The sequence below is a fragment of the Pseudoduganella aquatica genome (assembly GCF_009857595.1).
GTDB classification, from domain to species: Bacteria; Pseudomonadota; Gammaproteobacteria; order Burkholderiales; family Burkholderiaceae_D; genus Rugamonas; species Rugamonas aquatica_A.
On the sequence record NZ_WWCU01000049.1, the window covers coordinates 1 to 22,040 of the forward strand.

At 65.7% G+C, this 22,040-nt stretch carries 26 protein-coding genes; 17 read left to right on the top strand and 9 right to left on the bottom strand.

Annotation, left to right across the window (positions count from 1 at the left end; all coding sequences use genetic code 11):
• Positions 1-555: YiaD family glycine zipper/OmpA-like lipoprotein (locus GTP77_RS26745; RefSeq protein WP_161075205.1), on the top strand; the 555-nt coding region annotated here is incomplete at its 5' end.
• 37 nt (positions 556-592) lie between these two features.
• Positions 593-1,132, top strand: coding sequence for a DUF3617 domain-containing protein (locus GTP77_RS26750; RefSeq protein ID WP_161075206.1), 540 nt, complete (start codon positions 593-595; stop codon positions 1,130-1,132).
• 11 nt (positions 1,133-1,143) lie between these two features.
• Here GTP77_RS26750 and GTP77_RS26755 read toward each other — a convergent pair whose 3' ends face one another.
• Positions 1,144-1,980 carry a branched-chain amino acid aminotransferase gene (locus GTP77_RS26755; protein ID WP_161075207.1) on the bottom strand — a complete coding sequence of 279 codons (837 nt, stop codon included), beginning with the start codon at positions 1,978-1,980 and terminating at the stop codon, positions 1,144-1,146.
• Between the two features lie 49 nt (positions 1,981-2,029).
• Positions 2,030-3,112 (bottom strand): porin, encoded by a 1,083-nt coding sequence (locus GTP77_RS26760; protein WP_161075208.1) that lies wholly within the window; start codon positions 3,110-3,112, stop codon positions 2,030-2,032.
• A gap of 156 nt (positions 3,113-3,268) precedes the next feature.
• Between GTP77_RS26760 and GTP77_RS26765 the strand changes: the two genes are divergently transcribed.
• From GTP77_RS26765 to GTP77_RS26780, 4 genes are all read left to right on the top strand, one after another.
• Positions 3,269-4,579 carry an acetyl-CoA hydrolase/transferase family protein gene (locus tag GTP77_RS26765; protein ID WP_161075209.1) on the top strand — a complete coding sequence of 437 codons (1,311 nt, stop codon included), beginning with the start codon at positions 3,269-3,271 and terminating at the stop codon, positions 4,577-4,579.
• 124 nt (positions 4,580-4,703) lie between these two features.
• The gene (locus tag GTP77_RS26770; protein ID WP_161075210.1) at positions 4,704-6,707 is read left to right on the top strand and encodes a site-specific recombinase; all 2,004 of its coding nucleotides are present in this window, start codon (positions 4,704-4,706) and stop codon (positions 6,705-6,707) included.
• Between the two features lie 3 nt (positions 6,708-6,710).
• Entirely contained in the window at positions 6,711-8,105 is a 1,395-nt protein-coding gene (cls, locus tag GTP77_RS26775; protein ID WP_161075211.1) for a cardiolipin synthase, read from the top strand.
• Positions 8,106-8,212: 107 nt separating this feature from the next.
• Positions 8,213-10,321, top strand: a complete 2,109-nt coding sequence (locus GTP77_RS26780) for a TonB-dependent receptor (RefSeq protein ID WP_161075212.1) — start codon at positions 8,213-8,215, stop codon at positions 10,319-10,321.
• A 9-nt stretch (positions 10,322-10,330) separates the two neighbouring features.
• Here GTP77_RS26780 and GTP77_RS26785 read toward each other — a convergent pair whose 3' ends face one another.
• From GTP77_RS26785 to GTP77_RS26795, 3 genes are read right to left on the bottom strand one after another with little or no spacing between them, the layout of a single operon-like run.
• Positions 10,331-11,149 carry a metallophosphoesterase family protein gene (locus GTP77_RS26785; RefSeq protein WP_161075213.1) on the bottom strand — a complete coding sequence of 273 codons (819 nt, stop codon included), beginning with the start codon at positions 11,147-11,149 and terminating at the stop codon, positions 10,331-10,333.
• A gap of 10 nt (positions 11,150-11,159) precedes the next feature.
• Positions 11,160-12,068, bottom strand: coding sequence for a diacylglycerol/lipid kinase family protein (locus GTP77_RS26790; protein ID WP_161075214.1), 909 nt, complete (start codon positions 12,066-12,068; stop codon positions 11,160-11,162).
• A gap of 10 nt (positions 12,069-12,078) precedes the next feature.
• Entirely contained in the window at positions 12,079-12,813 is a 735-nt protein-coding gene (locus GTP77_RS26795) for a phosphatase PAP2 family protein (protein WP_229202393.1), read from the bottom strand.
• Between the two features lie 140 nt (positions 12,814-12,953).
• Here GTP77_RS26795 and GTP77_RS26800 point away from each other — a divergent pair, with 140 nt between their 5' ends.
• Positions 12,954-13,178 carry a hypothetical protein gene (locus GTP77_RS26800; protein ID WP_161075215.1) on the top strand — a complete coding sequence of 75 codons (225 nt, stop codon included), beginning with the start codon at positions 12,954-12,956 and terminating at the stop codon, positions 13,176-13,178.
• Between the two features lies 1 nt (position 13,179).
• On the opposite strand, the gene GTP77_RS26805 is transcribed toward GTP77_RS26800, so the two are convergent.
• Positions 13,180-14,079 carry a LysR family transcriptional regulator gene (locus tag GTP77_RS26805; RefSeq protein ID WP_443094218.1) on the bottom strand — a complete coding sequence of 300 codons (900 nt, stop codon included), beginning with the start codon at positions 14,077-14,079 and terminating at the stop codon, positions 13,180-13,182.
• A 100-nt stretch (positions 14,080-14,179) separates the two neighbouring features.
• Here GTP77_RS26805 and GTP77_RS26810 point away from each other — a divergent pair, with 100 nt between their 5' ends.
• Positions 14,180-15,193 (top strand): zinc-binding alcohol dehydrogenase family protein, encoded by a 1,014-nt coding sequence (locus tag GTP77_RS26810; RefSeq protein WP_161075217.1) that lies wholly within the window; start codon positions 14,180-14,182, stop codon positions 15,191-15,193.
• Here the strand turns inward: GTP77_RS26810 and GTP77_RS26815 are convergent.
• Positions 15,190-15,702, bottom strand: a complete 513-nt coding sequence (locus GTP77_RS26815) for a hypothetical protein (protein ID WP_161075218.1) — start codon at positions 15,700-15,702, stop codon at positions 15,190-15,192. The genes GTP77_RS26810 and GTP77_RS26815 overlap by 4 nt on opposite strands.
• A 250-nt stretch (positions 15,703-15,952) precedes the next feature.
• Here GTP77_RS26815 and GTP77_RS31110 point away from each other — a divergent pair, with 250 nt between their 5' ends.
• The 9 genes from GTP77_RS31110 (at position 15,953) to GTP77_RS26855 (ending at position 20,850) form a co-directional block, all read left to right on the top strand.
• Complete coding sequence (locus GTP77_RS31110; RefSeq protein ID WP_161075219.1) at positions 15,953-16,300, top strand: hypothetical protein; 348 nt, start codon at positions 15,953-15,955, stop codon at positions 16,298-16,300.
• Positions 16,301-16,339: 39 nt separating this feature from the next.
• A complete protein-coding gene (locus GTP77_RS31115; RefSeq protein ID WP_161075220.1) occupies positions 16,340-16,843 on the top strand; it encodes a nitrate- and nitrite sensing domain-containing protein in 504 nt (167 codons plus the stop codon).
• 69 nt (positions 16,844-16,912) lie between these two features.
• Positions 16,913-17,431: a HAMP domain-containing protein gene (locus GTP77_RS31120; RefSeq protein WP_308807786.1), complete on the top strand. Its 519-nt coding sequence runs from the start codon at positions 16,913-16,915 to the stop codon at positions 17,429-17,431.
• A gap of 11 nt (positions 17,432-17,442) precedes the next feature.
• Positions 17,443-17,811 (top strand): methyl-accepting chemotaxis protein, encoded by a 369-nt coding sequence (locus tag GTP77_RS31125; RefSeq protein WP_321170354.1) that lies wholly within the window; start codon positions 17,443-17,445, stop codon positions 17,809-17,811.
• Positions 17,812-17,894: 83 nt separating this feature from the next.
• Positions 17,895-18,548: a MarR family transcriptional regulator gene (locus GTP77_RS26835; RefSeq protein WP_161075221.1), complete on the top strand. Its 654-nt coding sequence runs from the start codon at positions 17,895-17,897 to the stop codon at positions 18,546-18,548.
• A gap of 60 nt (positions 18,549-18,608) precedes the next feature.
• Entirely contained in the window at positions 18,609-19,151 is a 543-nt protein-coding gene (locus GTP77_RS26840) for a carboxymuconolactone decarboxylase family protein (RefSeq protein ID WP_161075222.1), read from the top strand.
• 12 nt (positions 19,152-19,163) lie between these two features.
• Positions 19,164-19,688: a redoxin domain-containing protein gene (locus tag GTP77_RS26845; protein WP_161075223.1), complete on the top strand. Its 525-nt coding sequence runs from the start codon at positions 19,164-19,166 to the stop codon at positions 19,686-19,688.
• A gap of 128 nt (positions 19,689-19,816) precedes the next feature.
• Entirely contained in the window at positions 19,817-20,254 is a 438-nt protein-coding gene (locus GTP77_RS26850; protein ID WP_161075224.1) for a hypothetical protein, read from the top strand.
• A 98-nt stretch (positions 20,255-20,352) separates the two neighbouring features.
• A complete protein-coding gene (locus tag GTP77_RS26855; RefSeq protein ID WP_161075225.1) occupies positions 20,353-20,850 on the top strand; it encodes a pyridoxamine 5'-phosphate oxidase family protein in 498 nt (165 codons plus the stop codon).
• Between the two features lie 12 nt (positions 20,851-20,862).
• On the opposite strand, the gene GTP77_RS26860 is transcribed toward GTP77_RS26855, so the two are convergent.
• Entirely contained in the window at positions 20,863-21,210 is a 348-nt protein-coding gene (locus GTP77_RS26860; protein ID WP_161075226.1) for a YggL 50S ribosome-binding family protein, read from the bottom strand.
• A 70-nt stretch (positions 21,211-21,280) separates the two neighbouring features.
• Entirely contained in the window at positions 21,281-21,940 is a 660-nt protein-coding gene (locus GTP77_RS26865) for a hypothetical protein (RefSeq protein ID WP_161075227.1), read from the bottom strand.
• Positions 21,941-22,040 lie beyond the last annotated feature (100 nt).

Below are 22,040 nucleotides of genomic sequence, written 5' to 3' on the forward strand. Positions count from 1 at the left end.
GCCGCGCTGGGCGCGCTGATCGGCGGCACCACGGGCAGCCACAGCAGTGGCCGCACGGCCGGCGGCGCGCTGATCGGCGCGGCGGCCGGCGCCGTGATCGGCAATATCTGGTCCACCCGCATGGAGAACCAGAAGCGCGCCATGGAACAGGCCACGCAAGGCACCGGCGTCCAGGTCAGCAAGACCGACGACAACCGCCTGCGCCTGGAAATTCCCAGCGATATCTCCTTCGACACCGGCCGCGCCGACATCAAGTCCAACTTCCGCCCCATCCTGGACCGCTTCGCCGCCACGCTGAACGAGAACCCCGCCGCCACGGTCAGCATCATCGGCCACACCGACAGCACCGGCAGCGACGCCATCAACCAGCCGCTGTCGGTCGACCGCGCCAGCAACGCGCGCGACTACCTGGCCGCGCGCGGCGTGTCGCCCACCCGCATCACGGTGGAAGGCAAGGGCTCGCGCGAACCCATCGCCTCCAACAACGACGACAGCGGGCGCGCGCGCAACCGCCGCGTCGAGATCTTCGTGGCGGAACCGCAAAGCCGGGGCTGATTGGAGTATGCTGGCGGCTGAACTGACAGGAGCCGCCATGCCACAAGCCCGCCACATCCTGCCGGCCGCCATCCTCGCGGCCGGCTTTTTGCTTCCCGCCGCCGCCCAGACCATACGGCCCGGCCTGTGGGAAATCACCAACAAGATCCAGTCCGCCAGCGGCGGCAACGCCCAGGCCCTGTCCGAGGCGCAAAAGCAGCTCGCCAGCCTGCCGCCCGAGCAGCGCAAGATGGTGGAAGCCATGATGGCCAAGCAAGGCGTGGCCCTGAGCAGCAGCGGCGACGGCGGCATGAAGCTGACCTACTGCGTGACCAAGGAAATGGCGGAGAAAAAGGAATTGCCGACGGGGCAGCAAGGCGACTGCAAGTCCACCAGCACGCCCGTCGCGGGCGGCATGAACGTCAGCTTCACCTGCACCAAGCCGCCGTCCAGCGGCAGCGGGCAGGTGATCTTCCAGGGCGACAGCGCCTACACCGTGCGCATGACCATCAACGGCGCCATGCAGGGCAAGCAGGAGAGCATGACGGTGGACAGCACCGGCCGCCTGCTCAGCCCGGATTGCGCGGGCAGGAAATAGTCACTGGGTAATCAGTGCTGGTCCATGAAGGCGAAATACAGGTCGCGCGCCTGCGTGGCCACCGGCCCGACAGGCAGCGTCCGCCCTTCATAGCGCACGCAAGGCGTGACCTTGCCGTAGTTGCCGGTGTTGAAGATCTCCACCGCCGTCAGCAGCTCTTCCGGCTTGACCGGACGCTCCTCCACCGCCACGCCGGCCTCGGCCAGCAGCTTGATCACGCGCGCGCGGGTGATGCCGGACAGAAAGGTGCCGTTCGGCACCGGCGTCACCACCTTGCCTTCAGGCGTGACGAAGAACAGATTGGCGGTGGCGAATTCGGCCACGTGGCCCTGGCTGTCCACCATCACCGCATTGTCGTAGCCCTTGTCCTTGGCCAGGCGCAGCGCCTTGGTGGAATTGGCGTACAGCGCGGACGCCTTGGCGTCGGCCACGGCCATGTCGGCGTCCGGACGGCGCAGCGAGGACAGGCAGGCGGAAAAGCCCGTGAACGGCGGCATGGGCGCGTCGAACAGCGTCAGCGCGAAGGCCGACTTCTCGGCCACGGGGATCAGCAGGCCGTCGGTGCCGAACACCAGCGGACGGATATACAGCTCGGCGTCGGCCGGGAATTTGGCCACGCCCTCGCGCACCAGCTTTTCCATCTCGTCCACGCTCAGCGGGCACACCAGGCCCACGCTGGTGGACGAGCGCACCACGCGCTCCAGGTGCGGGCGCAGGTCCGGCATATGGCCGCGCACCGAGCGCGCGCCGTCGAAAACGGAAGAACCTAGCCAGACGCTGTGGTCCATGGCGCCGAACAGCGGCGCATTGCCTTCACTCCAGCTGCCATTGAAATAGGTGAGATACATAGGTTTCCAAGCGGTAGTTGTACACAGTCTTCGACTGTAGCACAGCCGCCTAGAAGGAGTGGTGCAAGCCCAGGTTGATGCCGCTGTTGCCGCGCCCCCTGTCGGTGGCGTTGCCCACCGTATAGCCGGCGCCGTTCTCGTTCTTGATCTTGGCGTAGGCCGCGTACAAGCTGGTGCGCTTGGACAGCGCGTAGGTCACGCCGGCCGCGAGCTGGTCCGCATCCTGGTTGGCCAGCGTGCGGTCGTTCTTGTGGATGTAGGAGACCATAAAAGTCGCCGCCCCCACCGGCACCGCCACGCCGGCCAGCATGTCGTGGCTCTTGCTCGACGGCGTGGGCGCCACCAGCGCGCCGTAGGGATTGGACGCGTCCCACGGCGAGCTGCCGAGGCCCCGGTTGACCCCGTAAGCCGCGTACACCGTGGCCCGGCCCAGATTCACATTGGCCGCCACCAGCGTGTTGCGCGAGGAATAATCGACCGCCGGCACGACGCCGGTCGCGTCCGACAGATTGTTCTTGCGCTGGTGCGCCACGCGCAGCGTGAACGGCCCCTTCTCATAGCCTATGGTGGCGCCGTAGGCGCGGTTGAAGCGTGTGCTGTAGGGCGACTCGCCGAAACTGTAGATGGCGCTCGCGCTCCAGCCATGCAGCTGTGGCGTGGCGTACTTGACGGTGTTGTCGTAGCGCCGCGTGGTGTAGCCGGCCAGGTTGGTGGCAGCACCCGCCATGCCGCCCCGGAACGGGTCGGCCACGTCGATCAGGGCCTCGTACTGCAGATTGTACTGGCGGCCCAGCGTAATGGCGCCCCAGCCGCTCTGCAGGCCCACAAAGGCCTGGCGGCCAAACAGCCGCCCCTCCTCGGACTGGCCGGTGTCCGCGCCCAAGCCGGCTTCCAGCGTGTACACCGCCACCGTGTCGCCGCCCAGCTGTTCCTTGCCGGACACGCCCAGCCGCGAACCGCTGGCGACGCCGCTGCTGACCTTGGTTTTGGCGCACGCCGTGCCGCAGCCGCGCTCGGCCACCACGCCCGCATCGAGCACGCCGTAAATATTGACCGACGACTGGTTGCCAGCCGACTGCGCCAGCGCAGGCAGCGGAACGATCAAGGCCAGGGTACAGAGCGCGGTTTTCATGATAAGGACCAGCCTACGCCCCCGAGCCGGGCAATTCTGTGCGCGCGCTCACATTCAAACCGGTCAATTGTCGTCCACTTGATATTCATCATATCAACAAGGGTATAGTTTAGAGAAAAATAGACGCAGATCAAAAACCCGGAAAGGCAGGAGACCATGAACACCGCAGCATCGCAGTACGCCAAGCAATACGCCGACAAGCGCATGTCCGCCAGCGACGCCATCGAGCAGGTGCGCGACGGCGACTTCATCATCGTCCCGTCCGGCGCCGGCGAGCCGCCCACGCTGCTCACCGAGCTGTCCGAACAGCGGCGCCGCTTCCGCGACGTGAAAGTGTCGCAAATCCTGGCGCTGCGCAAATACGGCTATTTCGACTGCGACACGGTGCAGCATGTGCGCCACGTCGCCCTGTTCTTCGGCGGCGCCTCGCGCGCGGCCGGACAGGCGGGCTGGGCCGATTTCATCCCCGCCTATTTCTCCGAGCTGCCCAGCCTGATCGAGCGCGCGCAGATCCCGTCCGACGTGGTGTTTTCCATGGCCTCGCCGATGAACGAGCAAGGCTGGTTCTCGCTCAGCCTGGGCGCCGACTACACCATGGCGGCGGTGCAGAAAGCCCGCGCCGTGGTACTGGAAGTGAACCCCAACGTGCCCTTCGCGCACGGCCAGTGCCACGTCCACATTTCGCAAGTGGCCGCGCTGGTGGAAAGCAGCGAGCCCATCATTGAAGTGGGCCTGCCCAAGATCGGCCCGGTGCAGGAAGCCATCGGCAAATACGTGGCCGACATGATAGAAGACGGCTCCACCCTGCAGATCGGCTACGGCGGCATACCGGACGCGGTGGTGATGCAGCTGACCGGCAAGCGCGACCTCGGCATCCACACCGAAATGATAGGCGACGGCATCCTCAACCTGGTGGAAGCGGGCGTGGTGACCAACCGCAGGAAGACCTGGCTGCCGAACAAGATGGTGGCCACCTTCGCGCTCGGCTCCAAGCGCCTGTACGACTATATGCACCACAACCCCATGCTGGAAATGCACCCGGTCAACACCACCAACGACCCCTATATCGCCGGGCAGAACGACAAGCTGATCGCCATCAACGCCAGCCTGCAGATCGACCTGCTGGGCCAGTGCGGCTCGGAGAGCATCGCCCACCTGCCCTACTCCGGCACGGGCGGCCAGGTCGACTTCGTGCGCGCGGCCAACCGCTCGCGCGGCGGCAAGGCCTTCATCGTGCTGCCCTCGACGGCCAAGGACGGCACCATCTCGCGCATCGTGCCCACGCTCACGCCCGGCACCCACGTCACGACGGGCAAGAACGACATCAACTACGTGGTGACGGAATACGGCGTGGCCCAGCTGCGCGGCAAGTCCGCCCGCCAGCGCGCCGACGAGCTCATCAGCATCGCCCACCCCGACTTCCGCGCCGAACTGCGGCAAGCCGCCGCGAAAATCAACCTCTGCTAAAGTAAAAAAGGGGTCAGGGTTAATTAATTCGTCCTGGACGAATTAATTAACCCTGACCCCTTTTTGGAGTCCTTTTTGCAGTGAGGAAAATGTGCGCTTGCAGCATTTAGGGTAAACTGTCGGGATGCTTAATATTCTTGAAAGCATCTCCGATGCGACCACCGGCATCGACACGCTGGTAAAACTGTTCAACACCCTGCGCCCCAAGCGCGCTGCCGACGCGGGCAAGGCGATCGCCAATGTCCGCACCCTGACCCGCTTGCTCAAGGCCGATCCGGCCCATGCCCAGGCCTTGCGCGACTACATCGTGCGCCTGCTGGGCGAGCGCCGCCATTCGAGCTTGTACACCGAGATCGGCGTGCTGTCGAACGATGGCTTCTTCACCGAGCTGAAGCGCCGCATCGCCTACCGCCTGCTGCCGCCCGCGCTGGGCGACGAGTACCTGAGCGATGCGCTCGACCAGCTGGCCCACGAGCAGACCGACCACCTGTGGATCGCCGCCGTGCCCGCCGCCGACTGGCTGGACCTGTTCGACACCATCTTCACCGCCGTGCCCGGCATGCGCAATGTGATGCTGGCCGGCCTGCTGGACGCGATCCGCACCCTGTCCTACCGCGTGGCGGCCATCGGCCTGGAGCCGAAGCTGACCAATTTCCACACCGAAATCGAAGTCTTCGATTCCCCCTTCACCGAGCAGAACCGCGAAGTGAACGCCTACCTGGACGGCTACCAGCTGCTGCTGGCCGGCGAGGCCGCCGAGGTGGAGGACGCGCGCCACCTGCTGGTGATGCTGGACCAGTGCGAGGACGTGGTGGCCAAGATCCGCAAGAAGGCCCTGGTGCAAGGCACCAGCATCGCGCTGACCTATCTGCTGGTGACGCTGACGCAAAGCGTGGACCGCCTGCGCAAGCTGCTGTTCCTCGTGGACACCCCGGACGCCTCGGCCGAGGCCCGCCGCGCCGCCGCCGTGGCCCTGATGCTGGAGCTGATCGAAGCCCACAACAAGAAGTACACCGTGCGCGACCTGCTGGCCGACAATATCCACCTGCTGGCGCGCAACGTCACCGAGAACGCCAGCCGCACCGGCGAGCACTATGTGGCCGACAAGCGCAGCCAGCTGGGCGGCATGTTCCTGTCCTCGGCCGGGGCCGGCGTGGTGATCGGCTTCATGGCGCTGTTCAAGATCCTGATGTCCTATCTGCGCGCCGCGCCGCTGGTGGAAGCCTTCCTCTTCAGCATGAATTATTCGCTGGGCTTTATGTTCATCCACCTGCTGCACTTCACGGTGGCCACCAAGCAGCCCGCCATGACGGCCTCGCGCATCGCCACCGGCCTGCAGAGCCGGGACGGCAAATACCTGGACATCGACAGCATGGCCGAACTGGTCAACAAGGTGTTCCGCACCCAGGTGTGGGCGGTGCTGGGCAACCTGGCCACCGCCATCCCTGTGGCCTGGCTGATCGCCTTCGGCTGGCAGCGCATCACCGGCCACCACCTGGTGTCGCCGGACAAGGCCATGCATCTGCTGCACGATATCGACCCCATCGGCAGCCCCGCCCTGCTGTACGCGGCGGTGGCGGGCGTGTGCCTGTTCCTGGCCGGCCTGATCTCGGGCTACTACGACAACAAGGCGCTGTACACGCGCTTTGCGCAGCGCGTGTCGCAGCGGCGCGGCCTGGGCCGCCTGATCGGCCAGCAGCGCCTGGACCGCCTGGGCGTCTACCTGGAGAACAACCTGGGCGGCCTGATGGGCAATTTCTACTTCGGCATCCTGCTCGGCACCATAGGCACGCTGGGCTTCCTGCTGGGCCTGCCGCTGGATATCCGCCACGTTACTTTCTCCTCTGCCAACTTCGCGACAGCAATTGTTGGACTCGATCACAATGTCAGCTGGCAACTGGTGTTGAAGTCCGTATCGGGATTCCTTGCCATCGGCGCGGTCAACCTTATGGTCAGCTTTGCGCTGGCGCTGTGGGTGGCGCTGCGTTCGCGGCAGGTGCGCTTCAAGCATGGCTTTGCGCTGCTGAAAGCGCTGGGACGCCGTTTCATCACGGCGCCGGTGGACTTCTTCCTTGGGGCCAGGGATACGGCCCCCTTGTTGCCGGACGAGTCCACTATCAAGAGATAAACCATGACACTCCGAGGCGCGCACTGCTGGCTGGCTACTTTACTGACCTGCTGGTCCCTGGTGGCGTGCGCTTCGCTGCCGGCGGTGGTGGCGGACGACGCCAAGGCCAAGGCGGCCGTCTCCGCCCCGCCCCGCATCGAAACCGCCGACGGCAAGCTGTCCGCCAGCACCAGCGCGGCGCTGCTCAAGAAGCGCTGGGCCAAGGGCGCGCTCGACGTGCAGCAACAAGCGGCGCTGGAGGAGGCGGCCACCGGCGTGCCCCTCATCGCGGGCAACAAGGTACAGCTGCTGTTCGACGGCCCGGCCACCATGGCGGAAATGCTGAAGGCCATCGCCGCCGCCAGGAACCACATCAATTTCGAGACCTATATCTTCGACCAGGACGAGCTGGGCAACCAGTTCGCCGACCTGCTGCTGAAGAAGCAGGCCGAAGGCGTGACCGTCAACATCATCTACGACAGCGTGGGCACGCTGGGCGTGCCCCAGGCCTTCTTCGACCGCATGCGCGCCGGCGGCATCAAGCTGGTGGCCTTCAATCCCGTCAACCCGGCCAAGGTGCGCGGCAACGGCTGGAAGGTGAACAACCGCGACCACCGCAAGGTGCTGATCGTGGACGGCAAGATCGCCTTCGCCGGCGGCATCAACATCAGCGACACCTATTCCAAGAGCTCGCCCTTCCGTTCCAAGAGTCCGCCCACCGACAAGTCGCAAGTGGGCTGGCGCGACACCCATGTGAAGCTGGAAGGGCCGGCCGTGGCGGCCTTCCAGTGGCTGTTCATCCAGGCCTGGGCACAGCAGGACAGCGACGACCTGCGCGACGCCGACTACTTCCCCACCCCGGTGATCGCCGGCGACCGCATCGTGCGCGTGCTGGGCAGCGCGCCGGGCGGCAAGTTCGAGATCTTCAAGGCCTATCTGCTGGCGATGCAGGAGGCGAAGAAATCCATCCACATCACCATGGCCTATTTCGTGCCGGACGAGCAGACCATGACGGCGCTGACCGACGCAGCCAGGCGCGGCGTGGACGTGCGGCTGGTGCTGCCCAGCGTGTCCGACAGCGGCCTGGTCTGGCACGCCGGACGCGCCAAGTACGACGAGCTGCTGGCGGCCGGCGTGAAGATCCACGAGCTCAAGCTGGCGGTGCTGCACGCCAAGACCGCCGTGATCGACGGCGTCTGGTCCACCGTGGGCTCGACCAACCTGGACACGCGCAGCTTCCTGCACAACAGCGAGATCAGCGTGATCGTGCTGAGCGACAGCTTCGGCGCGGAAATGGAGCGCGCCTTCCAGGAGGACTTGCGCAACTCCAACGAGATCACGCTGGAGCAGTGGCGCCACCGCCCCTGGAGCATGCGCATGAAGGAATGGTCGGCGCGCTTCATGGACTACTGGCTGTAGCGCCCTGCCCTTAGTTGCCTTAAAACATACGGTACGCTATGATATTGAGAATCATTTGCATTTAGCCAGCAGCCGCCAGCCGACTCCACTCTTACCCAGGAATCCGCATGGCATTGAAGAAAACCCCGCTGGCGCTGCTGCTGGCACTCAGCTTTCCCCCTTTGGTACAGGCGCAAGCCCAGGTCAACGACGCGGCCGAACCGGCCATGCCCGTGGTGACCGTGGTGGGCGCCGCCGAAGCCGACGGCTATAACGCCGCCAAGTCGTCCAGCGCCACCAAGACCGACGCGCCGCTGCGCGACATTCCCCAGACCGTGAACGTGATTCCGCAGGCGCTGCTGCGCGACCAGGGCGTGCGCTCGCTGCAGGACGCGCTGAAATCCGTGCCCGGCGTGGGCCTGTCGCACGGCGACGGCCAGCGCGACCAGGTGACCATACGCGGCTTCTCCGCCATCGCCGACCAGTTCGTCGACGGCGTGCGCGACGATGCGCTCTACTTCCGCGACCTGTCCAATGTCGAGCAACTGGAAGTGGTGAAAGGCCCGGCCGCCGTGCTGTACGGGCGCGGCTCGTCGGGCGGCCTGATCAACCGCGTGACCAAGAAGCCAGGCGCGGACATCAGCGAAGTGACGCTGCAGGCGGGCAGCTGGGCGCAAAAGCGCGCCGAGTTCGACCTGGGCCGCGACCTGCCCGACAGCGGCGTGGCCTTCCGCGTCACCGGCGCGGTGGAGGACGCGGACAGCTACCGCGACCAGCAGTTCCTGGAACGCCAGGCGCTGGCGCCGTCGCTGCGCTTCAAGCTGGGCGCGGCCACCACCCTGCTGCTGCAGGCCGAGTACCTGCACGACAAGCGCGTCACCGATTTCGGCATCCCGTCCTACCAGGGCCGCGTGGTGGACGTGGCGCCTGGCACCTACTACGGCGCCGCCAACGCCAGGGACAACGACTTCAGCGAATCCCGCGTGAAGGCGGCGGGCGCGGTGCTGGAGCACGCGTTCAGCCCCACGCTCAAGCTGCGCAACGCCCTGCGCTATTACGACTACACGCTGAACCGCAACAACACGCTGGTGGGTTCGGTCAACGAGGCCGCGAAAACCGCCTCGCTCACGCGCGGCAATGTGTACCGCGCCGAGGACGGCTATTTCAACCAGACCGAGCTGGTGCAGAAGGCCGGGCTGGCCGGCATGGCGCACCAGATCCTGTACGGCGTGGAATTCGGCCGCCAGGACAAGGAAGTGCTGAACCGCTCGCAGGCCAACGTGGCCACGGTGTCGCTGTTCAACCCGGTGGCGCCCGCCGTGCCCTTCACCGCAGGCGGCGCGCCCGGCGCCAACAACCTGTCGAAGTTCGACACCGCCAGCGGCTATGTGCAGGACCAGGTCACGCTGGCGGCCAACTGGAAGGCGCTGGCCGGCGTGCGCTACGACCGCTTCGAGCAGGCCACCACGGAGCGCCGCCCCAACCAGCCCAACCTGGCGCGCACCGACAGCACCTGGAGCCCGCGCGCGGGCCTGGTGTACCAGCCGGATACGCAGCAGTCCTACTACGCGTCCTTCAGCAAGTCCTACCAGCCGTCCGGCGAGACCTTCGCGCTGGCCGCCAACAATGCGGACATGGCGCCGGAAGCCACGCAGAACAAGGAACTGGGCGCCAAGATCGACCTGCTGGGCGGCCGCGCCACGCTGAGCGCCGCCGTGTTCCGCCTGCAGCGCGACCACATCAAGGCCACCGATCCGGCCACCAGCAAGATCATCCCCATGGGCACGCAGCGCACCGACGGCCTGGAGCTGACCTTTGCGGGCGACCTGGGCCAGGGCTGGCAGGCGTGGTCCGGCTATTCCTGGCTGGACGCCACCATGGTCGCCTCCATCGCCAAGGACGACGGCCAGTTCGTGCAAGGCAAGCGCGCCACGCTGACGCCGCGCCACAGCATGAATCTGTGGCTGAGCAAGGCCTTCGACAGCCGCTGGGGCGCAGGCGCGGGCCTGAACTATGTGGGCGAGCGTTACGCCAATCCGGGCAACACCGTAGCGCTGGCGGGCTACACCACGGTGGACGCCATGGCCTACTACCGCGCCAGGACGGTGGAGGTGCAGCTGAATGTGATGAATCTGCTGGACCGCGGCTACATCGTGGCGGGCCACGGCTCCAGCAAGCTGCTGAGCCTGCCCGGCGCGCCGCGCTCGGCGCAGCTGACGGTGCGCTACCGCTTCTAAGCCTTAGTTCTAAGCCTGCCCTGCCGGCTCCCACACGTCGCCGCTGCGGCGGAACACTTCGGTGCTGGCCAGTTCAAAGCTGGCCAGCGCGCTGATCCAGCTGTAGCGCTCCACGGTCAGCTGGCCGGCCTCCACGCCGATGGCGTTGAAGGAATTCTCCTCGCCGCGCTTGCGGGTGGACGTGGCCGTGCCAGCCTGCACCACCAGCGCGGCGTAGCCGGCGATCTTGTAGCGCTGCGCGCTGTTGCCCGCGTGGCTGGCGTGCAGATGGCCGGCCAGCAGCAGGTCCACGCCGCAGCGCGCGAACGCCTCCATGGCCATGGGCGCGCGGTCCACCAGGTCGTCCTTGTCGAAGCTATCCGGCAGGTCGAAGGGGTGGTGGGTGACGACGATGTGCGTCAACCCCTCCGGCATGGCGCTGAAGCGCTCGCGCAGCCGCGCCACCTGTTCGCGATTCACGCGGCCGTCCTTGAAGGTCAGCGAGCGCGCCGTGTTCATGCCGAGCACGGCGATTTCATCATCCACGTATTCCGGCGCCAGGTTGGCCGTGATATGGCGGCGGTATTTCACCAGCGGCGAGAAAAAGCGCGCCGCCACGTTGTAGAGCGGAATGTCGTGATTGCCCGGCACCACGATCTGCGGCGTCGGCAGCGTGTCCAGCCAGGCCCGCGCCGCCTTGAACTGGGCGCTGCGCGCGCGCTGCGTCAGGTCGCCCGAGACCACCACCACGTCCGGCTTGAGCCCTTCCACGCGCGCGCGCAGCGGCGCCAGCAGCGCCTCGTCGACACGGCCGAAATGCAGGTCGGACAAATGCACCACAGTACGCATGGCATGCTCCTTAACTGTTTTTGGGCGTCACCACGATCAGCGCGCCGGCCCGCATGCGGTAGGACAGCGGGGTGTGCATCACCGTCACCTCGCCGTCGGTGGCGACGCGGATGCGCGTGTCACGCACGTTCCGCGTGTCGATCTCCATCTCCGTGGCCAGCAGCACGTCGAAGTCGCGCTGCCGGGCCAGCGTGCCGAGCAGCGCGTGCCAGGCCAGGCGCACCAGGCCCAGGCGGCTGGGCCGCTGCGCCACGTACAGGCTCAGCTTTCCACCGTTGATGCGCTCGCGCGCGCCGATGTTCAGGCCCTGCATCAAATACTCGTTGTTGCCGATGAAGACAAAGGGCGTGCGCCGCGCGTGCTCCTCGCCGTTCACGCTCAAGCGCACGTTCAAGAAGGGATAGCGCCGCAACGCCGCCAGCGCCGCCCAGGTGAAAGCCAGCCACTTGCCGCGCCCCAGCCTGCTCTGCTGCTTTTCTCGGTCGCGCACGATGTCCGGATACAGGCCCAGGCTGGAGTTGTTCAGGAAGATGCGGCCGTTCACCTCGCCCACGTCCACCCGCACATGGCCGCCGGTGGCGATGGCGGCGATGGCGGCGTCCAGCTCCAGCGGTATCTTCAGGTCCTTGGCGAAATGGTTCAGTGTGCCCAGCGGCAGCACGCCGTAGGCCACGTCCGTGCCCGCCAGCACCGAGGCCACGGCATTGATGGTGCCGTCGCCGCCGCCCGCCACCACCATGCGCGCGCCCGCCTCCACCGCCGCGCGCGCCGCCGCTATCATCTCCTCGCCGCTTTGCGCCAGCGTAATGTCGGCCATGTAGCCGTGCGCGGCGAACTTGGCCAGCAACTGCTGCGAGAACTCGCCGCAATAGCCCAGCCCCGCGCTGGCGTTGATGATGACGGGTAGTAGTATGGCCAAGGAGATCCTTTCAGCTGGTTTGAAGACGGGCCGCCTGCGCAGCGCGGCGGCGCCGCAAGGTGGAGCAGCCGGTGATGCAGACCGCCAGCCAGCCGCAGCCCTCCACCATGGCCGCCAGCACGTCGCTCGGGTAGTGCGCGCCAAGGTAGATGCGGCTGACGCCGGTCAGCAGCACCATCAGCGTAGCAGCCCCGGCCAAAGCGCAGCGCACGCGCCAGCGCCCGCCCCCCATCACCGCGTAGCTCGCCATCAGGCCCCAGAACAGCGTGGCCGCCACCGTGTGGCCGCTGGGGAAGCTGTAGGTGGCCAGCGTAAGCATGGGCTCCTCGAACACGGGCCGCGCGCGCTGGAAAATATGCTTGAGCGCCACGTTCAGCAGCATGCCGCCGGGGACCGACAAAGCCAGCGCCAGCAGCCAGTAGCGGCCATGCGGCTGCGGGCGGCGCCAGAAAAATACGCCCGCCAGCAGCACCAGCACCACCATGCCGGCCACGCTGTGCAGATGCGTGAACAGCCACATCAGGCTGGTGTACGGCTCCTGCGCGTGCGCATGCATCCAGTCGGACACATGGCGGTCGAAGGCAGCCACGCCGTCGTTCTCGGCCACGTCTTCCGCCACCTCGGCGAACACCGCCACGGCGGCCATCATCAGCGCGGCGCCGGCGGTCAGGTGCAGGCCGAATTCGTCGCCGGGGGTAAGGCGCGCCTCCACGAAACGCATCAGTTTTGTTGCTGGCTTGCTCAAAATGCCCTGCTCTCCAAAAATACAACAGTTATTAAATTAAACTGATATTTCATACAGTACTGTGTTTTTCAACAGTAGTTGTGCTACAGTGGCGTCACTGAATCAAAACCAAGACACCCAACTGACCCAAAGGAAGAATCATGACTACATTGAATAGCGGTTTCGGCTCCCGTTTCGGCCTGGAATATGCCCCGATGTCTTTCCTGGTACGCTTCGGCAAACGTGAAGTGCTGGTGTGCCGCGACTTCCGCAAGCGCTTCTACGCCGTCAATCCCATCCTGGAATGCGACACCGGCGTGCAGGCCGGACACCTGGAAATCCTGGTGTTCCGCCGCTGGCTGCTGATTCTGTCCAAGGCGCACTGATCTACATCTGTTCATACTGGGCGCGCAGGAAGTCGCGCAGCTGCAGCACTGTCGGCGTCACTTGCGAGCGGTGCATGCACACCAGATGCAGCGGCGTGGCTTCGCCCACAATGTCGGGCAGCAGCACTTGCAGCCGGCCGCTGCGCAAGTCTTCCGACAGATCCATTTTTGATTTATACGCAATGCCCAGGCCCGCCACGGCCCAGCGCCGCACCAGGTCCGCATCGTCGGCGCAGCGGTTGCCGCGCACGGCCACGGTGAGCGGCGCGCTGCTGCCGGGCGGGTAAAAGGTCCAGTTGTTGTGGATGACGTCGTCCAGCGCGTAGCACAGGCAATTATGCCTTGCCAGCTCGTCCAGCGACGCCGGCCTGCCGTGCTTGCGGATATAGTCCGGCGACGCCACCAGCACGCGCCGGTTGTCGGGCGCTATCGGCATGGCGATCAGGCTGGAATCGTCCTGCTTGCCGTAGCGGATGGCAATGTCCACCGGCTGCCGGTACATATCGGCCTGGCGGTCGCTGACGCTGATCTGGTAATGCACGCCAGGATACTGGGCCTGGAATTTGTCCAGCCAGTACAGCAGGATGTTGCGGCCCAGGTCGGACGGCATGGCGATTTTCAGCGTGCCGCCGGGCACGTCCTTGGCCTGCATCAGCGTGTCGTGCCCTTCTTTCAGCAGCCGCAGCGCTTCGCGCGCGTGCACCAGGTAGCGTTCGCCTTCGTCCGTCAGGCGCAGCGAGCGCGTGGTGCGCGCGAACAGGCGCAGCCCCAGTTCGCCCTCCAGGCGCTTCAAGCCCGCGCTCGCCAGCGCCGGCGAAATCTCCAACGCCCTGGCGGCCGCCGACAGGCTGCCCGCATCCGCCGTGCGCACGAATACCGTCAAATCATCGAGCCGCAGCACTATCTTCATTCCTTTGAAAGTGTTTCGCAGAATGGCCTCTTTTTCGGTCCTGCGAAATAAGTGATGATACTCGCATCCATCACTACCCAGGAGTTTCCCCATGAAAGCCGTTGCCTACCGCGCCTCCCACCCCGCCGACCACGCCGAAGCGCTGATCGACGTGGAACTGCCCGACCCGCAAGCGGGCGGCCGCGACCTGCTGGTCGAAGTGAAGGCGGTCTCCGTCAACCCGGTCGACACCAAGATCCGCAAAAACGTGGCGCCGGCGGACGGCGAGCTGAAAGTCATCGGCTGGGACGCGGCCGGCGTGGTGAAGGCGGTCGGCCCGGATGTGACGCTGTTCAAGCCGGGCGACGAAGTCTGGTACGCCGGTTCCCTGACCCGCCCCGGCACCAATAGCGAGCTGCACCTGGTGGACGAACGCATCGTCGGCTACAAGCCCAAGAGCCTGGACTTCGGCAAGGCCGCGGCGCTGCCGCTGACCGCCATCACCGCGTGGGAATTGCTGTTCGAGCGCCTGGCCGTGAGCCGCGATCCCGGCGTGACCGGCAAATCGCTGCTGGTCATCGGCGCGGCGGGCGGCGTGGGCTCCATCCTGGTGCAGCTGGCGCGCCGGCTGACCGGGCTGACCATTATCGCCACCGCCTCGCGTCCGGACACGGCGGAATGGGTGCGCCAGCTGGGCGCCCACCACGTCATCGACCACAGCAAGCCGCTGGACGAGGAAATCAAGCGCCTGGGCCTGCCGCCGGTGAACTACGTGGCCGCGCTGAACCAGACCGACCAGCACTTCGCCGCCATCGCCGAGCTGATCGCGCCGCAAGGCAAGCTGGGCCTGATCGACGATCCGGGCCAGCTGGATGTAAGCAAGCTCAAGCGCAAGAGCGTGTCGCTGCACTGGGAATTCATGTTCACCCGCTCGATGTTCGAGACGGCGGACATGGCGCAGCAGCACGCGCTGCTCAACGACGTGGCGCAGCTGGTGGACAGCGGCGTGCTGAAGACCACGCTGGGCGAGCGCTACGGCAGCATCAACGCCGCCAACCTGAAGCGCGCCCACGCGCTGATCGAGAGCAACCGCGCCAAGGGCAAGATCGTGCTGGAAGGGTTTTAACCGGCCCGGCTGTCCTGCATCTGGCGCAGCAGCGCCAGCGCGCCGGCATCGTGCTCGGCAAGGGTGTGCTGCAGCAGCGTGGCGCATTCGTAGGATTCCGACAGCAGCCTGACCAGCTCCTCCTGCAGCCGCGCCAGCCGGCGCGAGCTGTAGCCGACCGTGGTGAACAGCCGCGTCACGTCGATGCAGATTTCCCGCAAGTCCCACAGTGTGCGTTTGGTGCATTCCAGATCGTCGCGCATGGCCTGGCGCACGTCGATCAGCTCGGTCTTTGCCTCCTCTTTCGCGCACAGCTCGAGCACCGTCGCGTGCCAGCTGCGGATGCGGCGGGCAACGCCTTCAATGCGCGCCAGCTTGGGCTGCATGGTGTAGTAGTACTGCAGCGCCAGCAGCCAGTACGGCAGCCGCGCCAGCGCCTGCGGCAAACCCGCCGCGCGCAGCTGCTGCTCCAGCTTGCGGATTTTCGACAGCATCGCCCAGATGCCTTTGTTGACCGGATGCGGATGCATGATGACGGCCTCCGAAGCCGGCGGCGCACCACGCGCCGCCCGGTCCCCCCAGTATAGCCAGCGCACTACGGCACGGCACGGCGCCTGGTTTGACGCAGCGCAAAGACCGCAGCCAAAGCCGATGCGCCCCCCTCATCGTCCACGCCGGCAACACCGTAAGAATACTTGCTCGTCTTCCTAAAGAAATAGGCATAGGATAAATTCAAAGAATTGCTCCTAAAAAAGTAGTACACCTCGGGGGGATAGCATCGTGAACGTTCATACGTGGCTCGACCGGCTGCTGCTTTGGCAGAAGTTCATTATCCTCAGCGTGATTGCCCTGCTGCTGGCCAGCATTCCCACAGCGCTTTACCTGAACGAGGCCGGCAAGTCGCTGGCTGCGGCGCAGTCCGAAACCGCAGGCCTGGCGCCCTCCGCCGCCATCCTGAAAGTCATCCAGAACACGCAGCAGCACCGCGGCCTGGCCGCGCTGGCACTGGGCGGCGTGGCGGGCGCGCAGGAAAAGCGCGAGGCCAAGCAGCGCGAAGCGGACGAGGCCTACGAAAAAATGGACGCCATCATCCGCGGCTTCCACAACCGCGCCATCGAGCAAGCGTGAGAGCAGCCCAAGAAGGACTGGGCCGCGCTGCGCGCGCAGGTGGCGGGCCGCAGCATCTCGGTGCCGGCCAGCTATGAAGCGCACACGGCGCTGGTACCCCGGCTGCTGGTGGTGAACGACCTGATCGGCGACCTGTTCGGCCTGAGCCTGGACCCCGAGCTGGACAGCTACCAGCTGATCCAGGCCATGTACTACCAGCTGCCCTATCTGACCGAAGAAACCGGCAAGATGCGCGCCAAGGGCGCCGGCCTGCTGGCCAAGCAGGAAGCGTCGCCGGAGGACAGGATGGCGCTGGCGGCCATCGTGGCGCGCGTGAACGACAGGCTGACGCAGACCGGTACCGCCTACAACAAATCGGTGGGCGCCAATCCCGACGTCAAAACCAAGCTGGGCGCGCAATGGCAGGACGTGCAGGAGCTGGCGCAGAAATCCATGCAGCTGGCCAACGAGCAGATCGTGCGCGCCGAGGCCCTCACCTATCCCGGCACCGATTACGTGGCGCAGACCACCAAGGCCATCGACGCGCAGTTCGCCGCCAACTAGGCCGCCAGCAAGGAACTGGAGTCCATCCTGGCGCAACGCATCGCCAGCCTGCGCGGCACACGCTGGATCATGATCGGCTCCATGCTGGGCCTGATCGTGCTGGCCGGCCTGGTTGCGCGCCTGATCGCCCGCTCGGTCAGCGTGCCGCTGGAAGACGCGGTGCGCATCTCGCAGCGCATTGCGCAGGGCGACCTGACGGCGCACTTCGCGCTGGGCGGGCGCAGCGAGACGGCGCAGCTGACGCGGGCGCTGAAGGAGATGAACGACAGCCTGGTCGGCATCGTCGGCAGCGTGCGCTGCAGCATAGACACGATAGGCCACGCCTCCAGCGATATCGCCAACGGCAACTCCGACCTGTCCGCGCGCACCGAGGCGCAGGCCTCCAACCTGGAAGAAACCGCCGCCTCCATGGAGCAGATCACCTCCACCGTGCGCCAGAGCGCGGACCACGCGCGCCAGGCGGACGAACTGGTCAGCAGCGCGACGGCCGTGGCCAGCAAGGGCGGCAACGTGGTGGAACAGGTGGTGCAGACCATGGCAACCTGGCGCAGCGCAGCGCCAGCGCCGCCAAGGAAATCAAGGACCTGATCAACGACAGCGTGAGCAAGGTCGATGCCGGAAATGTGCTGGCCGCCGATGCGGGCAAGGCCATGAGCGAGGTGGTCGACAGCGTGCGGCGCATCACCACCATCATGTCCGATATCGTGCACGCGGCGCAGGAGCAGAGTTCGGGCATCGAGCAGGTGAATCAGGCCATCACCCAGATCGACGAGATGACGCAGCAGAACGCGGCGCTGGTGGAACAGGCGGCGGCCGCTTCGGAGAGCCTGCGCGAGCAGGCCGGCGCGCTGTCGGACGCGGTGGCCGTGTTTACCCTGCAGGAGAACGAAGCGGCGCATGCGCCCCACGCGCCGAAACGCCCGGCGGCGCGGCCGCTGGCACTGGTGCGCAGCGCACGGGCGGGCTGAACGCCAGGGCGGCGTTCCCGTTTCCTTGAAAATTTTGATTAGGACTCCTTTACAAATGCGAAAACAGGTCTATAATTCTCAGCATGGACATCAAACCTGAAACCCCTTGGGACGGCACCCCGGATGTGTCGGCGCGCATTATCACGGCGATCTCGCGTATCGCCAGTGTCATGCGCTCCGGCGTGTGGGAGTTCGCCACCAGCGAAAACCTGAACCCGGCCCAGGTCGACATACTGCAGCTGCTGCATGCGCGTCCGAAAGGCGTGCGGCTGTCGTGGGTGGCGGCGCAGCTGTCCATCTCGGCCGCCAGCGCCAGCGACTCGGTCGCTTCGCTGGTGTCCAAAGGCCTGGTGCGCAAGGCGCGCGCCGAGGATGACGGGCGCGCCACGGCCCTGTTCCTCACTGCCGCCGGCACGGCGGTGGCCGTCCGCATCGGCAGCGCCGTCAGCTTTGCAGACGACGCCGCCGCCGCCCTGCCGCCCGCGCTGCAGGTGCAGATGCTGACCGGCCTGCTGAAGCTGATCGCCGAGCTGCAAACGTCCGAACGCTTTCCGGCATTGCGGGCCTGCCCGTCGTGCCGCCACTTTGAAGCCAACAAGTATCCCGGCGCGGCCACCCCGCACCACTGTGCATTGGTCAACGCGCCGCTGCCGATCGCGTTTATCCGCATCGACTGCGCTGAGCATGAAGAGGCCGATTTGGCCACCCAGCAACGGAACTGGGCGCAATTTGCATGACCTTCCGTTTTTTTGCCCTATTTAATTAGGACTCCTACTTTAATTTTGAAAGGAAATACCATGTCCCGCATTCAACTCGTCACCCCAGCCGACACTACCGGCGAACGCCAGCAACTGCTGGGCCAGATCCAGCAAGCCTTCGGCGCCACGCCGAATATGTTCAAGGCCGTGGCCAATTCCACCGCCGCCCTGAAAAGCATGTGGGGCTCCTTCGGCGCGCTGGGCGGCGGCGTCATCCCGGCCAAGCTGGGCGAACAGATCGCGGTCGCCATCGCCGACCGCAACAACTGCGAATACTGCCTGGCCGCGCACACCGCCCTGGGCCGCAAAGCCGGCGCCAGCGCGGAAGAAATGAGCGCCGCGCAAGCCGGCCAGTCGGCCGACGCCAAGACCGCCGCCGCGCTGCGCTTCGCCGTGGCCGTGGTGAACAACCGCGCCCAGATCGCCGACGCGGATGTGGCCGGCCTGCGCGAAGCCGGCTACAGCGACGAGGAAATCGTCGAGATCCTGGCGCACGTGGCGCTCAACCTGTTCACCAACTACATCAACGTGGCCTTCCAGGTGCCGGTCGATTTCCCGTCCGTCAAACTGCGCGCCAAATAAGGGGAAAGCGCCATGCTCATCAACCATCCCGCGCCGGAACTGCAGGTTTCGGCCTGGCTGAATACAAGCCAGCCTCTCAGCCTGTCCGCGCTGCGCCGCAAAGTCGTGGCGCTGTACGCTTTCCAGATGCTGTGCCCTGGCTGCGTGTCGCACGGCATTCCGCAGGCCAAGCTGATCCGCGAAAGCTTCAGCGCGGACGAGGTTGCCGTTATCGGCCTGCACAGCGTATTCGAGCACCACGACGTCATGACGCAGCGCGCGCTGGAAGTGTTTATGCATGAATACCGCATCAACTTCCCGGTGGCCGTGGACATGCCCTCCTCCAACGGCCCGGTGCCGCTGACGATGGAGCAGTACCAGCTGCGCGGCACGCCCAGCCTGCTGCTGATCGACCGTGCCGGCAAGCTGCGTTTCAGCCACTTCGGCCGCGCCGGGGACATGCAGGTCGGCGCTCTGATCGGCCAGTTGCTGGCCGATCCGGTGGCCTCGCCGGACAACGCTGCGTGCAGCGAAGAAGGCTGCGCCATCGGGCGCTAGCAGCGGCTGGCGCGGAGTGCCGCCCGCCAGGCGCGGGCGGCATTGCCTTGCATTCAATTCGGCAACTATGTTTCCTTGCAGGAAAAATAGTGACATAATTACGCGAGCAAAAAACCGCACGCGCCACAATGACTCACGTATCAGATATTCAGACCCTGCTGGACCAGCGCTTGAAGGCGACTGGCTGGCAAATTGCCCAAACCGTTGTCCTCGGCCTGCTGGCCGCCTGCCTGGCCCTGTTCGGCCAGGTCTGCCTGGCGCGCGCGCGCCCCATCTTCCCCTTCATCGACCAGAACTATGAAGCCTGGCAAGGCGGCTACACGCTGGTGCTGACCATGATAGGCATCGTATGGGTGGTGGCCATGCTGCAAAAAATCAGCTTCTTCCAGGACTGCCTGGAACGCCTGCGCAGCCAGCGCCGGCTCGACGAACAGTACGCCTTGCGCGCAGAACAGGCCGAGCAGGCGCGCCTGGAGAAGCTGGCCGCCAAGGAAGCAAGGGAAGCGGAATCCGCCCGCCCCTCCAGGGTGAACAGAAACGCGCGCAGCAATAAATTCGACTACTGAACCGGCGTTAGCCAGCGCACGGTCAGCAGGCGCGATCGCGCCTAGCATCTCTCCCGAAGGCCAAGGCATAAAGCCTGGCCACCCCTTGGGAGAATGCCATGCAAGAAGACCACCACCAGAATCTGACCGGCGCCGACGCCGTTAAACGCATCAAGGACATCGTCGAGGAAGCCAAGTCGGGCTTCCTCTGCACCGCAGGCCATGTCGTGCCCATGAGCCCACTGAAAGTGGACGAGGCCGGCAACCTGTGGTTCCTCAGCGCCAGCGACAGCCGGCACAACCAGGAGATCGAAGCCAATCCGGCGGTGCGCATGTATTTCCAGGCCTCGCACCATTCCGGCTTCTTATATTTCGACGGCCATGCCGCCATCTCGCGCGACGCGGCGATGATCAAGGAACTGTGGAGTTTTACTTTGAAAACCTGGTTCACCGAGGGCGAGCATGACCCGCGCATTACGGTGATCCAGGTGCGCCCGCTGGACGGCTACTACTGGGACAACAAGCACGGCAACGCCGTGGCCAGCGCCAAGATGCTGGCCGGCGCCGTTATCGGGCAGACGCTGGACGACTCGATCGAAGGGACGCTGCGGCTGTAGCCGCACGCCCTGTCAGCCCCATCCGTACCAGGCGTCGCGCAGTTCGCCGATCTGGATTTGCTGCAGCACGCCCTGGCTTTCCAGCCAGTTGCGCACCAGTTCGCGGTGGCTTTCTTCGACTTTGCCGTAGGCCTTGCCGGACACCACGAAGCCACTAAAATCGCTATTCATGCCGCCGCCGAAGGCCAGGCCGTTGGCTTCGACGGCCTCCAGCAGGAAGCGGTACAGCAGGCTGTCGCGCTGCGCCGCGTCCTGGCCGTCGGCCAGCTTGGCGTCGACCATAAAGCCCAGTTCCTGGAATTCGCCCAGGTGCATTTTCTTGCGCTGGCGCCGGTTGGCGCGGTGATGGGATCGGCTCATATTGTTCTATCCGCTGAGTGTGAAAGCCGGATTGTCGCATGCGCCCGCGCCAGCGCAAAGCGCCTGCCCGCTAGTCGCCCAGGCAAGCCTTGCACGCCGCCTCGGGGAAGCGCGCCTGGCAGCTGCGCTGGCCCGGATATTTGAGCTCGATCTGCTTGTAGTGGATGCAGCTGTCCGGAGTCAGCGCGGTGATGGCCGGCTGCTGGTAGGTCAGGCCGGCCTTGTCGCGCACGCTGAGGCGCGAACCGTTGCCGTCCGAGCGCAGCTCGATGCCGCCATCCTTGGTGATGAGCGTGAGCGCGCTGTCCTGCGACGGGTCGGGTCCGGCCACCATGATGGCGGCCATGCGGTGCTTGGAATCCAGGGTCAGCATGGCGTTGCTGCCGTTGTCCTGCGTGACGTAGCCGCCGCGCTCGATGCCTTCCTCGTCGTAGATGATCATGCCCGCCGCCTTGCTGCCGCGCTTGGACACGTGGCCGCCGGCCATTACCGCGTCCGGCAGGTCGCCGCCCAGGCGGGCGCGAACGATGCCCTTGCCATCGACCACCACCACTTCCTTGGCGCGCACGCTGTCGAAGATGGCGTTTTTCAGGCTGGCGCCGGCCATGGCGCCGCCGCCGGCCAGCAGCAGCAAACCGGCCACCCACAAGCCGTTCTGACGGTTCAGGCGCTTGCGCAGCCGGACATTCTCTTGCTCGCAGGCGAGCAGGCGTTGTTCTATCGAGGTCAAATCAGGTCTCCTGGTAAGTTCATTGCCAATCTTGCCACATTTCCAGATGGAAATGCAACCACCCGTGGCGTGCCAAACACATTGCAGGCGGCTGAGCGAT